General features: G+C 36.9%; 14 protein-coding genes and 2 pseudogenes. 15 read left to right on the top strand and 1 reads right to left on the bottom strand.

Features of this window, described 5'->3' with window-relative positions:
• Positions 1–104 precede the first annotated feature (104 nt).
• The 15 genes and pseudogenes from KCG48_RS15095 to KCG48_RS13370 all read left to right on the top strand — a co-directional run bounded on the left by KCG48_RS15095 (position 105) and on the right by KCG48_RS13370 (position 13,904).
• The gene (locus KCG48_RS15095) at positions 105–233 is read left to right on the top strand and encodes a hypothetical protein (protein ID WP_408004736.1); all 129 of its coding nucleotides are present in this window, start codon (positions 105–107) and stop codon (positions 231–233) included.
• A 101-nt stretch (positions 234–334) separates the two neighbouring features.
• Positions 335–550: pseudogene (locus KCG48_RS13440) on the top strand (hypothetical protein); the annotation flags it as partial.
• Between the two features lie 55 nt (positions 551–605).
• Entirely contained in the window at positions 606–821 is a 216-nt protein-coding gene (locus KCG48_RS13435) for an SHOCT domain-containing protein (RefSeq protein WP_026478190.1), read from the top strand.
• A gap of 61 nt (positions 822–882) precedes the next feature.
• Positions 883–2,448 carry a recombinase family protein gene (locus KCG48_RS13430; protein WP_023388998.1) on the top strand — a complete coding sequence of 522 codons (1,566 nt, stop codon included), beginning with the start codon at positions 883–885 and terminating at the stop codon, positions 2,446–2,448.
• Positions 2,449–2,865: a recombinase gene (locus KCG48_RS13425; protein ID WP_023388999.1), complete on the top strand. Its 417-nt coding sequence runs from the start codon at positions 2,449–2,451 to the stop codon at positions 2,863–2,865.
• Position 2,866: 1 nt separating this feature from the next.
• Entirely contained in the window at positions 2,867–4,429 is a 1,563-nt protein-coding gene (locus KCG48_RS13420) for a recombinase family protein (RefSeq protein WP_023389000.1), read from the top strand.
• A 155-nt stretch (positions 4,430–4,584) separates the two neighbouring features.
• On the top strand, positions 4,585–5,160 hold the full coding sequence (locus KCG48_RS13415) for a TetR/AcrR family transcriptional regulator (protein WP_023389001.1): 576 nt from the start codon (positions 4,585–4,587) through the stop codon (positions 5,158–5,160).
• A 23-nt stretch (positions 5,161–5,183) separates the two neighbouring features.
• The gene (locus KCG48_RS13410; RefSeq protein ID WP_023389002.1) at positions 5,184–5,534 is read left to right on the top strand and encodes a phasin family protein; all 351 of its coding nucleotides are present in this window, start codon (positions 5,184–5,186) and stop codon (positions 5,532–5,534) included.
• A 96-nt stretch (positions 5,535–5,630) separates the two neighbouring features.
• Positions 5,631–6,497 (top strand): DegV family protein, encoded by an 867-nt coding sequence (locus KCG48_RS13405; RefSeq protein WP_023389003.1) that lies wholly within the window; start codon positions 5,631–5,633, stop codon positions 6,495–6,497.
• Between the two features lie 142 nt (positions 6,498–6,639).
• Complete coding sequence (gene ubiB, locus KCG48_RS13400) at positions 6,640–8,328, top strand: 2-polyprenylphenol 6-hydroxylase (protein ID WP_219983339.1); 1,689 nt, start codon at positions 6,640–6,642, stop codon at positions 8,326–8,328.
• Between the two features lie 140 nt (positions 8,329–8,468).
• Positions 8,469–8,799 (top strand): annotated as a pseudogene (locus tag KCG48_RS14920) (transposase); the annotation flags it as partial.
• A gap of 233 nt (positions 8,800–9,032) precedes the next feature.
• Positions 9,033–9,617 carry a TetR/AcrR family transcriptional regulator gene (locus KCG48_RS13385; protein ID WP_023389005.1) on the top strand — a complete coding sequence of 195 codons (585 nt, stop codon included), beginning with the start codon at positions 9,033–9,035 and terminating at the stop codon, positions 9,615–9,617.
• A 61-nt stretch (positions 9,618–9,678) separates the two neighbouring features.
• Complete coding sequence (locus KCG48_RS13380; RefSeq protein ID WP_023389006.1) at positions 9,679–10,548, top strand: DegV family protein; 870 nt, start codon at positions 9,679–9,681, stop codon at positions 10,546–10,548.
• A gap of 49 nt (positions 10,549–10,597) precedes the next feature.
• Positions 10,598–12,979, top strand: coding sequence for an ABC transporter ATP-binding protein/permease (locus KCG48_RS13375; protein WP_023389007.1), 2,382 nt, complete (start codon positions 10,598–10,600; stop codon positions 12,977–12,979).
• Between the two features lie 103 nt (positions 12,980–13,082).
• Positions 13,083–13,904 (top strand): putative ABC transporter permease, encoded by an 822-nt coding sequence (locus tag KCG48_RS13370; protein WP_023389008.1) that lies wholly within the window; start codon positions 13,083–13,085, stop codon positions 13,902–13,904.
• Between the two features lie 22 nt (positions 13,905–13,926).
• On the opposite strand, the gene KCG48_RS13365 is transcribed toward KCG48_RS13370, so the two are convergent.
• Complete coding sequence (locus KCG48_RS13365) at positions 13,927–14,376, bottom strand: Hsp20/alpha crystallin family protein (protein ID WP_023389009.1); 450 nt, start codon at positions 14,374–14,376, stop codon at positions 13,927–13,929.
• Positions 14,377–14,393 lie beyond the last annotated feature (17 nt).

Genomic DNA, 14,393 nt, shown 5'->3' with positions numbered 1-14,393 from the left:
CCTTTACCGTCGGCCGCCGCAACTGGCTCTTCTCGGGCAGTCCGAAGGGGGCCTCGGCAAGCGCCATCGTGTACAGTCTGGTGGAGACCGCCAAGGCCAATGGTCTGAATCCCTATAAATATCTTAACCTCCTTCTGGAGATTCTTCCTCGGTACTCCGTGGAAGAAAGATCCGAAGGCATCGAACAACTCCTGCCCTGGAATCCACAGGTCCGGAAAGAATGTTCAGTATAACAGTCATACCGGCGACCGTGAGGTCGCCTTCTGTTTTCTCTCTCCAAAATTATCCCATACTTCCCTCGATGGATACACCCATCCGATTAAAGACCGCTTACGTTCAAGCAATCTCCCGTGATATTTTGATGCATGCCATGAAGACACTTAGCACTTGTAGCATTGTGGCTCATGTACACGATGAAGTAATTATTGAGGCTGATCAAAGCCTGTCACTTGATATGGTATGCAAGCAGATGGGCAGAGTACCTCCCTGGGCAAAGGGACTGCTCCTTGATGCAGATGGCTATGAATGCGATTTTTATAAGAAAGATTAAAGAAAACATCAGATTTCACCTCCCGCCGTGGCTACCAGGTAGGAGGTGTTTTTTTATGAACATTATTGAAGTGAAAGATGGTTCTCCTATCAAGGGTGAGACAGAACCGATGTCAGAAGAACAGTTACAGAAAGAATATGACTTTTATATAGCTGAGAGCATTGTTGGCATGCTCTATAAAGAGGGCAAGATTACACAAGATGAACTACACAAAATATCAGCATTAAACCGCCAGAAATTCTCTCCGAAGTTAGCCGAGATAATGCCCTGAAACACTTGCTATTATTGCCTTTTAGAGTGATATATGTAATAGCAGAAAGTGAGGTGAGATGATGAAAAAGATAACGAAAATAGAAGAACTGCCCAAATCACAGTTATCAGAAAACAAACTTCGAGTTGCCGCTTATGCAAGGGTTTCAACGGATAGTGATGACCAGCTGGTAAGCCTTAAAGCTCAGCGGGAACACTATGAAAACTATATTAAATCCAATCCGGAATGGGAGTTTGCCGGACTTTATTATGACGAAGGCATATCAGGCACCAAGAAGGAAAAACGACCTGAACTTCTCCGTATGATTCGTGATTGTGAAAGTAATAGGATTGATTTTATTATCACCAAATCCATCAGTCGTTTTGCACGAAATACCACGGATTGCCTAGAACTGGTAAGGCACCTAATGGATATCGGTGTTTATATTTATTTCGAGAAAGAAAATCTGAATACAGGTGATATGGAAAGTGAATTAATGCTTTCTATTTTATCTGGTTTTGCTGCTGAAGAGTCCGCGTCTATTTCACAGAACACAACATGGTCAATCAGTAAAAAGTTTCAAAATGGCAGTTACATTATTGGCACTCCGCCATATGGCTATGCAAACATAAATGGTGAGATGGTTATTGTTCCTGAAGAAGCTGAAATAATCAAACGTATTTTTGCAGAGTGCCTTTCAGGGAAAGGTGGAAGTGTTATCGCGAAAGGCCTAAATAGAGACAAAATCCCTGCAAGAAGGGGCAATCATTGGAGTTCGGGTACGGTGATTGATATGCTCCGCAACGAAAAATACAAAGGTGATGTGCTTTTCCAAAAGACTTACACGGATAGCAACTTCAATCGACACATTAATAATGGAGAGAAAGATCAGTTTTACTGCAAGGATCATCATGAACCGATCATCAACAGAGAAGTATTTTCCAAGGCTCAAAAGCTGATAACTCAAAGAGCAAAATCTATGAGCAAAACTGCTAACAAAAAAGCTTATCAAAACAGGTATGTGCTAAGTGGCAGAATCCTATGTGGAGAGTGCGGCAGTAAATTCAAGAGAAGAACAAACTACTCTGTTGGCAGAAGTTATATTGCTTGGAGCTGCAAAGGACACATTGAAGACAAGGACAGCTGCTCCATGCTATTTATTCGGGATGGAGAGATAAAGGCAACATTCTCAACCATGATGAATAAGCTCGCATTTAGCAAAAAGCTAATACTGAAGCCACTTTATAATTCTATAAACAAGATTGATGAAGAATGCGATCTTGCAAGAATTGATGCCATAGATAAACGCATGGAGCAATTAACCGAAGAACGCAATACACTGATTGGTCTTATGACAAAAGGGTTTCTTGAACCAGCTCTTTTTAACAAGGAACGAAATGTTCTGGATAAAGAAATAAAAAATCTTACTGCTGAGAAGACGAACCTAGTCATGTCATTTACAAGTGGCTCTTCTCAGGTAGACGAGGTAAAGGCACTTCTTGATTATGTGTCAGCAGATAAGTTTGATGGCAATTATACAGATGAAGCTTTTGAAAAGTTTGTAGAAAACATCATTGCGAATTCAAGGGATGAACTAACCTTTAAAATGAAATGTGGACTTTCCCTTATAGAAAAGGTGGTGAGATAAATGGCATATGTACCATACGGATATACAGTTAAAGACGGAGTCATAACTGTCGATGAGAAGGCAGCAGGTCAAGTAAAGGATTTCTTTGAAAAGTACATTTCAGGACTTTCTCTAGCTGTGGCCGGTGAGCAGGCTGGTATTCAGAAGACTCATTCATCAATGGGCCTTATTTTGAAAAACATCAACTATCTTGGAAATGACGTATACCCCGCAATCATTGATAAAGAGACGTTCGATAAGGCCGAAGAAGTTAGAAATAAACGTGCGAAGGACCTAGGGAGGATTGCAGAGCTTGCAGCTTTCAGTGCTCCCCCACCTATAGAAAGATTTAAAATGAGAAAATCAGAAGGTAAACTTCCAGATGATCCAGTAGCGCGAGCGGAGTACCTGTATAGTCTGATAGAAAGCGAGGTTTAAATTGGCAGAGAAAAACATAACTGTAATTCCAGCACGAAAAAGGGTCGGAAGTACAGCCGCAAAAGAAAAAGTAAAGAAACTGCGTGTTGCTGCTTATTGCCGAGTTTCAACAGAAACTGAAGAGCAGAACTCCAGCTATGAGGTGCAGGTTGCTCATTACACCGAGTTTATAAAGAAAAATGCTGAATGGGAGTTCGCAGGCATATTTGCAGATGACGGCATTTCAGGCACGAACACGAAAAAACGAGAAGAGTTCAACCGCATGATTGATGAGTGCATGGAGGGGAACATCGATCTAGTGATTACAAAGTCCATCAGTCGATTTGCCCGTAACACTCTGGATTGCCTAAAATATATTAGGCAACTCAAGGATAAGAACATAGCCGTATTTTTCGAGAAAGAGAACATCAATACAATGGATGCCAAGGGGGAGGTGCTACTTACCATTATGGCATCCCTCGCGCAGCAAGAAAGTCAGAGCCTTTCTCAGAACGTTAAACTCGGACTTCAATACCGATATCAACAAGGGAAAGTCCAGGTCAACCACAATCGATTTATGGGGTACACAAAAGATGAAGAAGGCAACTTGATCATTGTTCCTGAAGAGGCTGAGATCATTAAACGTATTTACAGAGAGTACCTTGAGGGTAAAAGCCTAGCAGGCATTGGTAGGGATCTTGAGAAGGACGGTATTTTGACAGCTGCAGGAAAACCAAGATGGCGACCGGAGACCATCAAAAAGATTCTCATGAATGAAAAATACATCGGGGATGCCCTTCTACAGAAGACCTTCACGGTGGATTTCCTTACAAAGAAAAGGGTTAAGAATGAAGGCCATGTCCCACAGTATTATGTTGAAAATAGCCATGAAGCGATCATACCAAAGGAACTATTTTTACAGGCTCAGGAAGAACTTCATCGCAGGAATAATATTTACACAGGAGCAGATAAAAACAAAAGGCTCTATAGCAGTAAATACGCTTTGAGCACCATAACCTTCTGCGGAGATTGCGGGGACATTTACAGACGGGTCTATTGGAATGTTCACGGTAGAAAAGAATTTGTTTGGCGATGCGTTACAAGAATTGAGCAAGGCCCTGAAACGTGTAAGAACCGGACGGTAAAAGAAGGTGATTTATATGATGCGGTTATGACGGCAATAAACAAGCTCCTTGCCGGTGGGGACAACATGATAAGAACCTTGGAAGAAAACATCCATGCAGTAATTGGTGACACCACAGAGTACAAGATCTCAGAGATAAACACCTTGCTTGAAGAAAAACAGAAAGAAGTGATCAACCTCGCCAACAAAGGAAAGGATTACGAATTCCTAGCCGATGAGATTGATAAGCTCCGTGAAGAGCGACAGAGCCTCCTTGTGGAAGATGCATCCTTAAGTGGTGAGAATGAGCGGATCAACGAACTGATAGAAATTATCCGCAAGAACAAATATCGCACCCTACTATATGACGACACGCTTGTAAGGAAGCTCATCCAAAACGTCACTGTGTATGAAGACCATTTTGTGATAAGCTTCAAATCAGGCATTGAAATTGAGGTATAGAATACGAACTTTGCTTTAGGATACTTATGTTTTATGAGTGTACTTTGTTAAATTCTAATATCATATCACACTATGAGTGGGTCTTGACAAGGAAGTAAAAAAATATTATCATATACTTAAATCGGACGAACGACCGAATGAAAAGAGGTGATTAAGTGCCTATTGGAACAGAGGATCAGGGTCAATCCGAAAGGATAATAACAGCTGCTTTTGAAATCATATCAACAAGGGGATATGCCAATGTTTCAATGAGAGATATTGCTGATAAGGCAGGTGTTGTGCTAAGTCAATTGAATTATTATTTCAAGAACAAAGAAGGGTTATTTAAAGAAGTAGTAAGAATCATGATCGGGAAGTATCTTCAAGAAATTGAATCATCTCTAGTGGCAGAGGAATCCCCCAAGGAGAGAATAAAATCTCTAATAAATTACTTCAGAAAAATGCTTAAGTATAATCCGGAATTATTTAGACTTCTTTATGATTTTACAGGATTAGCTCTTTGGTCTCCAGTTTTTGGAGACTTGCTAAGTGAACTATTTAAAGACTTATCAGATATGATTGAAAAATATATCATGAAGAATCTGAAAATGAGTGAATTAAAGGGGTATTCCACCAAATCTTTATCTCGCCTGATTTTGGGGGCGATGTTTGGAACGGGGATTCAGGTACTACTGGATGATGATGACGACTTACTTGAATCATTAAATGCTATGCAAGTATTATTTGAATAATATTATGAAAGTGAGGAAACAAAATGGCAGGATTAATTGAAAAATCAATCAATATGGGACTTGGTGTATTTTCATACTCAAGAGAGAAAATTGAAGAGGTTGTTGATGATCTGGTGAACAGAGGCGAAGTAGCCAGGAAAGATGCGAAAGACCTGGTAAATGATTTGGTTAAAAAGGGAGAAGAACAAAGAGATGATGTTAAAAAAATGATCAGAGATGAAATTCTCGAAGCTTTAGATTATAAAGATATCGCTCGTAAAGAAGACCTAATTAATAAAGAAGATCTAAGAAAGATTATAAGAGAAGAGCTTATTGATATTTTGCAAGAAAAGGAAATAGCCACGAAGACAGATATAAGTGAGTTGAAAAAGTAGTTGACAAAGAAGACCAGTTGATAGGCAGAATGATGACAGGTTAATAAATGTCATTGCTTACTCAAACTGGTCATTCTATTAATGGGAGGTGTTTGAATGAGAACAACTTTAATAACCGACTCAAATTGCGATTTGCCTGTTGAGTATCTATCCCAAAATAACATCCATGTTATTCCATTTACCTATCAGTTAGATGGAATCAACTATACAGACGATTTTGGAAAATCCCTTGGCCACAAAGAATTTTATGACGCACTTCGAAATGGAAGCATGCCAACGACTGCACAGATTACTGCATATACTTTTGAGAACGAGTTTAAAAAATTCTGTTCAAAAGGGGAATCTGTTATTTATATAGGATTCTCATCAGCCTTGAGCGGATCGTTTAATAGTTCGGTGATGGCAAAAAATTCAATTTTGGAAGATATGCCAGAAGCTAATATTACAGTTATTGACTCAAAAAGTGCTTCAATCGGACAGGGGTTATTGGTGTATTATGCTAGTGAAATGTTGAAAAAAGGAAAGTCCAAACAGGAAATTGTAGAATGGATTGAAAATAACAAACTAAAAATTAATCACTGGTTTACAATCGATAGCCTTGATCATTTAAAAAGAGGCGGAAGAATATCGGCTACAAGCGCAACTATTGGCGGTTTGCTTGATGTAAAACCAGTTTTGAATGTGCAGAATGATGGTAGCTTAAATATTGTTAAAAAAATTAGAGGAAGAAAAAAATCTATCAAAACTTTATATGAAGAGTATAAAGCTCGTGTAATCAATCCGGAAGAACAGATGATCTACATTAATCATGGAGATTGTCTAGAAGACGCAGAGTATCTAAAATCTTTAATTCTGAGTGAGACAGCTCCAAAAGATATTGTTATAAATGACTTAGGACCAATTATAGGAACCCATACAGGTCCAGGTATGGTTTTGGTGGTTTTTATTGGAAAAGAAAGATAGCTAATGTGTCTATTTCCACTGAGAATCAAAAAGGTATATTTGCCTATTAAGACTTTAGCAGATATAGATGACGAAGTGTCTTTAATCTATATCTGCTATTTTCTTAGATAAAAATGAAAATTAGAATGAGTGGTGATAAATAGTGGCAGCTAATAGACACAGAAAATTTAAAAGATCCAGGGAAATTGTCATGGTTTTTGCTAGCCATGGCTTTGGTACTTTAATGGATCGGTTAGGCATTTTAAAATATCTCAAAATAGAAAAGCAATCCAATGAATTATCAGAGGGCGAATCTTCAAGATTATCTATTGGTGAGAGGCTGAGATTATCTTTCGAAGAGTTGGGACCGACATTTATAAAACTAGGTCAAATCATGAGCACAAGACCAGATTTATTGCCTCATGATATAATTCACGAATTGGAAAAACTTCAAGATTCAGTAGCACCATTTCCAATGAATGAAGTACAGGAAGTAATAGAACTTGAGTTGGGAGACAAACTTGAGAACATTTTTAAAGAGTTTAGAGCGGAACCCATAGCTGCGGCATCGATTGGACAAGTTCACCGTGCCAAACTGTTGTCTGGCAAAGATGTAGTTGTAAAAGTTCAAAGACCAAATATCGAAAAAAATATTAGCCTTGATCTGGGGATACTAAAAGACATAGCAGATTTTGTTGATAATCGAACCAGATTAGGTAAACTTTATAGCTTCAGCAAAATGGCGGAAGAATTTGAGACTACTTTGGCAAATGAGTTAAACTTCCGATTGGAAGGGGAAAATGCTGAAACGTTTAAAGTGAATTTCAAAGATGATGATAGTGTAATTGTTCCTGATATTAGTTGGATTCACACAACTAATCGTGTTATAACGATGGAAGAGATCAAAGGGGTATCATTAAAGAATTTTGATGAATTAGAGCGATTAGGATTTGATAATACTATAATTGCTAGAAGATTAGCAACCTCAATTTTATACCAAATATTGAGAGATGGTTTTTTTCACGGAGACCCACATCCGGGGAACATAATGGTGCTAGAAGATAATACAATAGCTTTCTTAGATTTAGGCATGATTGGGCAATTGAACCTTCATAGAAAAAACCAATTTCTGAAAATGCTAATGGGAATAACGCTGAAAGACAGTAAACTAATCGTTCAAGCAATTGTTGAACTAGATGCAATGTCAGAAAGAATCAATATGAGAAAGTTGGAAAAAGACATTGATCGATTGAGAGATCAAGTCTTGTCAGTCCCTTTGAGTCAAATAAAAATTGGTGAAGTTTTTAATGAAGTTTTTGACTTGGCATTTTCATATAATATTATGATTCCAGGAGAGTTCACAATGCTTGCTAAATCTCTTATTACATTAGAGGGATTGGTTGAGAAATTGGATCCGGACCTTAATGTCCTTGAAATTGCTGAACCTATTGCAGGGAAGCTTATTTTCACCTTGATTTCACCTGAGAAAATAGGTAAGGAAATCCTGGGTGGTGTTTTAGATTACGGGAATCTTGTAAGAAAGTTTCCGACTGCCTTGCTGAGTTTTCTAGATAAACTGGAACATGATGATTTTATAATGCAGTTTAAGCTGAAAGATGCAGATCGATATGTACAAAAGCTTGATAGCGCATTTAGCCGGTTATCAATAAGCATAGTGCTTCTATCTTTAAGTATAGTAATTGCTGGAATACTTGTAGGACTAGGATTAACTGATATTTCTGGTGCAGAAATTGAACCAATCATTATTTCAATGTTTAAAGGAGGCCTTAGTCTTGCAGGCATTATTGTTGTGGTGCTGATAATTTCAATCTTCAGGTCAAAACGTCATTAAGCAACATGTTGAAATATATTAACTGTGAAAGAGAGACAGATTAAGTCAATATAATGGTATAAAAAGAAAACGAGTCAAAAACTTATATCCTCGGTTAGAATATAACTGTCGAGCAAATACCAAACCGAGGAGGATGAATCATGACTCAGTTCAATATTACCCTAACCGAAGAGCATTTGCACGGACTTTTTACGGGAGATGGAAGAGATAAGGCATTTACTAAGCTTTTGGAAACAATCTTCAATCAAGTGCTGCTGATTCAGTCCAAGGAGCAAATTGGTGCAGACCCCTATAAACAAACAGACCAACGCAGGTCTTACCGAAATGGGTTCCGACAACGGGAATTTCAACCCGGGTCGGCGCATTAGCCTTCGGGTGCCTCGCCATCGTAATGGAAAATTCAGAACCGAGCTATTTGGGCAGTACCAACGCAACGAGCAGGCTCTGATCCTGACCATGATGGAAATGGTGTGTATACTCGCAATCATCCAAAATGTTACGGTGTATGGTGACCACTTTATAATATGATTAAATCAGGCGTTGAAATTGAATTATGAAAAGCGAACCACAAGTCCGTGATTCTAGAGTAGAGTTGTTTTTTGGTTTATAACGACGTCAATATTGTAATTGGTATTGACCTGTAATTGAATCTGTGATAATATTCAATTCGGTCGTACGTTCGAATTGAAACGGGAGGGGTTAGGATGGAGTATAAGGAGAAAAAAATAAATCAATCCCAAAAGATATTATTGACTGCTTTTGAATGTATTTCGTCGAAAGGTTATGCAAACACATCAATGCGCGATATAGCAGATGCAGCTGAAGTTGCTCTAAGCCAGCTAAATTATCATTATAAAAATAAGGAAGGATTATTTATTGAAGTCATTAATTTCACAATTCGGGAGTATTTACAGGAAATTGAGAGACATATTTGTTTAGGGAAATCTCCAAAAGAAAAAATATCCAATCTACTCATCTATTTTAGGGGAATGCTTGAGAAGAATCCAAAATCATTTAGACTGTTGTATGATTTCACAAGTATGGCCTTGTGGCATCCTACCTTTGGAGAAACACTGAAAAATCTGTTTAATGATATATCGGGCTTAATTGAGAAAAATATTCTGAAAGACAATCAATTGAAAAACAATATAAGGAGGTATAGTTCAAAAGATATTTCAAGAATGCTTTCAGGAGCGATGTTTGGAATTGCGATACAAGTACTTTTGGATCCTATGGAAAAAGAACTGCCAAGTGCCCTAAATGCGATTGAATTAGTTTTTGATAATTAATATCAATTATACTTATTTCATATTAAGTGCATGTATGTCAATGAAGGAGGAAATTAATAGTATGAATACTATAATCATTACTGATTCCAATTGTGATTTGCCGGAAGAGTTTTTAGAAAAAAATAATATACCAGTTATACCGTTTCATTTTAATTTAAATGGCAAAGATTATGTGGATAATTTTGGGAAGTCAATCGGCTATAAAGAATTTTATGATGAATTGCGAAAGGGTAGAATTTCGACAACTTCACAGATATCTCCATATACTTACGAAGAGCACTTTAGAAAATATGTCACTGAAGGTTATTCAATAATATACATTGGATTTTCTTCTGCTTTAAGTGAATCATACAATCATTCCCTATTAGCGAGGGAAAATGTGTTGCAAGATATCCCAGATGCTGACATAACAATAATTGATTCTAAAGCTGCTAGTGTCGGGCAGGGTCTTTTAATTCAAAAAGCAACTGAAATGCTCAAAGCTGGAAAAACTAATAATGAAATTTTTACTTGGATAGAAAGCAATAAAATGAAAGTGAACCATTGGTTCACTGTTGATAGCCTTGATTATTTGAAACGTGGTGGAAGGCTTTCCGCTACGAGCGCAACATTGGGAACTATAATGAATATCAAACCGTTGTTAATTGTTGACAAGGAGGGAAAACTTACTCCTGTAAAGAAAGTAAGGGGAAGAAAGAAAGCTATCAGCGAGTTGTTTGATGAGTTTAAAAATACTGGCATAAATATAAATGATGAAACAGTATATATTAGCCATGCAGACTGTTTTGAAGATGCCCAATATTTAAAAGACATGATTATCGAAGAACTCAAAGTCAAGGATGTATCAATAAATTATCTTGGGCCTATAATCGGAAGTCATACGGGGCCTGGGTTGCTTTGTATTGTTTTTATGGGGCAAGAACGCACATGAAATAGTTTAGATAAAGAATAGAGAATAACAGAAGGAAGGTTTTATAAGAATGCTTGAATTTAAAAACATTAAGAAAACTTATCATGTTGGTGGTATCGAAACAAAAGCGCTGGATGATATCAGTGTTGCTTTCCGAGAAAAGGAGTTTGTCGCAATTCTTGGAACAAGCGGATCCGGAAAAACGACATGTCTTAACATAATTGGTGGACTAGATCACTATGATTCTGGAGAATTGACTATCAAAGGAAAGAAAACATCTGATTTTAGTGATCAGGATTGGGATGCTTATCGCAACAATTCAATTGGCTTTGTATTTCAAAATTATAATTTGATTTCTCACTTGAGCATCATAGCAAATGTTGAGCTTGGTATGACTCTCAGTGGTGTTTCTTCTGAAGAAAAACATAGAAGAGCACTTGAAGTATTGGAGCAGGTTGGACTGAAAGATCATCTGCACAAAAAGCCAAATCAGTTATCTGGCGGGCAGATGCAGCGCGTTGCCATAGCCCGTGCATTGGCAAATGATCCGGAAATTTTATTGTGCGATGAGCCGACCGGTGCATTAGATACTACTACAAGCGTGCAAATCATGGACTTGATTAAAAGGGTTGCAAAGGATCGTCTGGTTATCATGGTTACCCATAATCCAGAAATCGCAGAAAAATACTCAGATAGAATTATTCGTTTTCAGGATGGGAAAATCATTTCAGATAGTCATCCTCACCAGGAAAGACCAAAGCCGGACAGCTTTATTCTAAAAAAAACCAGCATGAATTTTTTGGCAGCGTTAAAACTTTCATTTAATAATTTAAGAACTAAAAAGGGAAGAACCTTTTTAACAGCGTTAGCTTCTAGTATTGGTATAATAGGTATTGCTGTTATTCTCAGTTTATCAACAGGATTTCAACAGCAGATCGATACCTTCCAAAGTGATGCTATGTCTGAGTTTCCAATTATAATATCTCAAACAGCAATGGAATTGAACGCTGAAAATATATCAAGCATGCAAGATAGAATCAAAGACAAAATGATGGGTACTGAGGAATACGCGGATTCGAAAGAAGTATATCTGTACGACTCTGCAGAAACAACCATTGCTCATAAAAATATAATAACAGATGAATATTTGGAGTATCTAAATAATATTGATCCAGAAATTAGCAACAGCATTGGATACACAAGAATTGTGCAAATGAATATGCTGCGAGAGATAGACAATACTGTTACACCAGTATCAATAAGTAATATTATGACTTCTATGGGTCAGGGAATGAATCTTTCGAATATGTCAAGTATGGCTAATATTGCCAGTATGGATGAAATTGGTTTATCTTCTTATCCAGAAAGATTACGAGAAGATGAGGAGTCTTATCTAGTAAAAAACTATGATTTGCTTGCAGGAGATTATCCAACAGATCCAACGGAAATTGTTCTGGTGGTAGATTCAAAAAATAGAATAGATTATAACAAGCTGAAAGCATTAGGATTTGAGACAGAGAATGTCACAAGTATAGAATTCTCAAACATAATAGGTACCGAATTTAAAATAGTTTCAAATAATGACTACTATATAAAAACAGATATGGGTAATTATGTTCCGGGACAGGACTATGAAGCAATGTATGATTCAGAAAATAGCATACCTGTAAAAATCGTAGGTGTGGTACGCCAAAAGCAGGATGTTCGCATTGGGATTCTTGGAACAGGAATTGCGCATAGTGATGCACTTTCCCAAATGATTATTGATGATGCATCAAATTCGGAGATTGTAAAAGCACAACAGCAGAGTGATAAAAATGTTATGAGTATGGAAGATATGGATGAAGAAACAAAGAATAATTTTTTATCATATCTTGGTGGAAATGCGGCACCGTTTATGGTGATGATTTACCCGAATGATTTTGAGAGCAAGGACGCGGTTATTGATTATCTAGAAGCATATAATGAAGGCAAAGATATTGAGTATCAAGTCTTTTATAATGATTTAGCTGGCAGAATGACAGAGCTGACGGGTGGAATCATGGATGCAATAACTCTTGTTTTGATTGCTTTTGCTGCTATATCCCTTGTAGTCAGCCTAATTATGATTGGTATTATAACCTATACTTCTGTGTTGGAACGAACAAAAGAGATCGGAGTGCTTCGAGCCTTAGGTGCACGAAAGAAAGACATTACACGAGTATTTGATGCAGAAACATTTATTTTAGGGGTTTTTTCAGGAGTCTTAGGTGTAGTCATTGCTTGGTTGGCAACATTTCCAATTAATACGCTGCTATTTAATTGGACTGGGCTTATTGGAGTTGCAAACTTACAGATACAATATGCGGTAGCTCTAGTTGTTATTAGTACTATTCTTACTGTATTGGGTGGGCATATTCCAGCAAGAATGGCTTCTCAAAAGGATGCTGTTGAAGCATTACGAAGCGAGTAATCAATACTTGCCTACAATTATCTTGATAAAGGTGATTGTAGGCAAAATTCCATTCATTGAGATAAGCTAAAGTAGTTTTACTTTTTGAGGTGATAATTTGTATATGCATTACTTGGTGGATGAATTTCTTTTATTTTTGGCATATAGCTTTATTGGCTGGGTGAGTGAGGTGATATACTGTTCAGTCCCAGAGAAAAAGTTAGTAAACAGAGGATTTTTAACAGGCCCATATTGTCCGATTTATGGTATTGGAGCGCTTGTAGTCATAAATGTTTTGACACCTTTTTCGGAAAATCCCATAATAGTTTATTTTCTTGCGGTTATTATAACTAGTCTTTTGGAATATGTTACGGGTTATTTACTAGAACGCGTATATCATTTAAAATGGTGGGATTATTCAAAATATAAGTTCAATATTCATGGAAGAGTTGTATTGCATAATTCATTAATTTTTGGGGTGTTGTCATTAATCACGATATATTTTCTTAATCCCATTCTGCTTAATATGATTAACAATCTGCCATTAAATATGCGTTACACATTAAGTTTACTATTACTATCCATATTTCTGACTGATAATATAATATCCACTCTAAAAACTTTAAAATTGAATACCAACTTATCAAAGCTTCATATGATTGCAGATGAAATCAAGGAGAAGATGTCAGAGAAACTTTCACTAAAATCAAAATCTATGCAATCTTCGGAAGAAGAGTCTCAGATAAGGATATTAGCAACTAAAATCGATGAACTTAACCAAAATTTTAATGATATATCAAAACAGAGTAAAGAGGTAGTGAAAAGAATTTTTATTGCTTTTCCTAATATAACATCAAAATTGCATAAAGAAATACTAATTGAATTAAAAGCAATTAACAAGACAAACATAAACAAGAACAAAAAACTAAAGCACAGGGGTAATTGACCCACTGTGCTTTAAGTTTGCATTATTCAACATCAATCGTAATGCTATTGTTTGGCTTTTCTTCTTTAGGAATTAAGACTTTAAGTAAGCCATTTTCAAGTTTTGCCTTAATACCATCTGACTTGGCATCTTCCAAATAAATTGAACGACTCATAGAACTGTAACGTCTCTCTCTATGGATGAAATTCTTTTTCTTAGATTCATTACGTTCATCCATTGTAATAGAAATCATAAGTTTTCCGTCGTTAAGTTCAACATTGATGTCTTTTTTGTCTATACCTGGCACTTCAGCCTCAACAAGGTATTCATTGCCATTATCTTCGACATCAACTTTGAAAGTGTCATGCGTGAGGGATCTTCTAAATGGCCAATCATTGGAAAAAAAGTCATCAAGTACGTTGTAGAAGTCCTCAAAGCCAGTGGTTGTAGAGATTTCTTTGTTCTTTCTGTTGAAAGGTACTAATCCAGCCATAAATAACAACTCCTTTT

Source organism: Proteiniclasticum sediminis, from assembly GCF_018128025.1.
In the GTDB taxonomy this organism is placed as follows: domain Bacteria; phylum Bacillota; class Clostridia; order Clostridiales; family Clostridiaceae; genus Proteiniclasticum; species Proteiniclasticum sediminis.
This window is presented reverse-complemented; position numbering and strand designations above follow the sequence as displayed.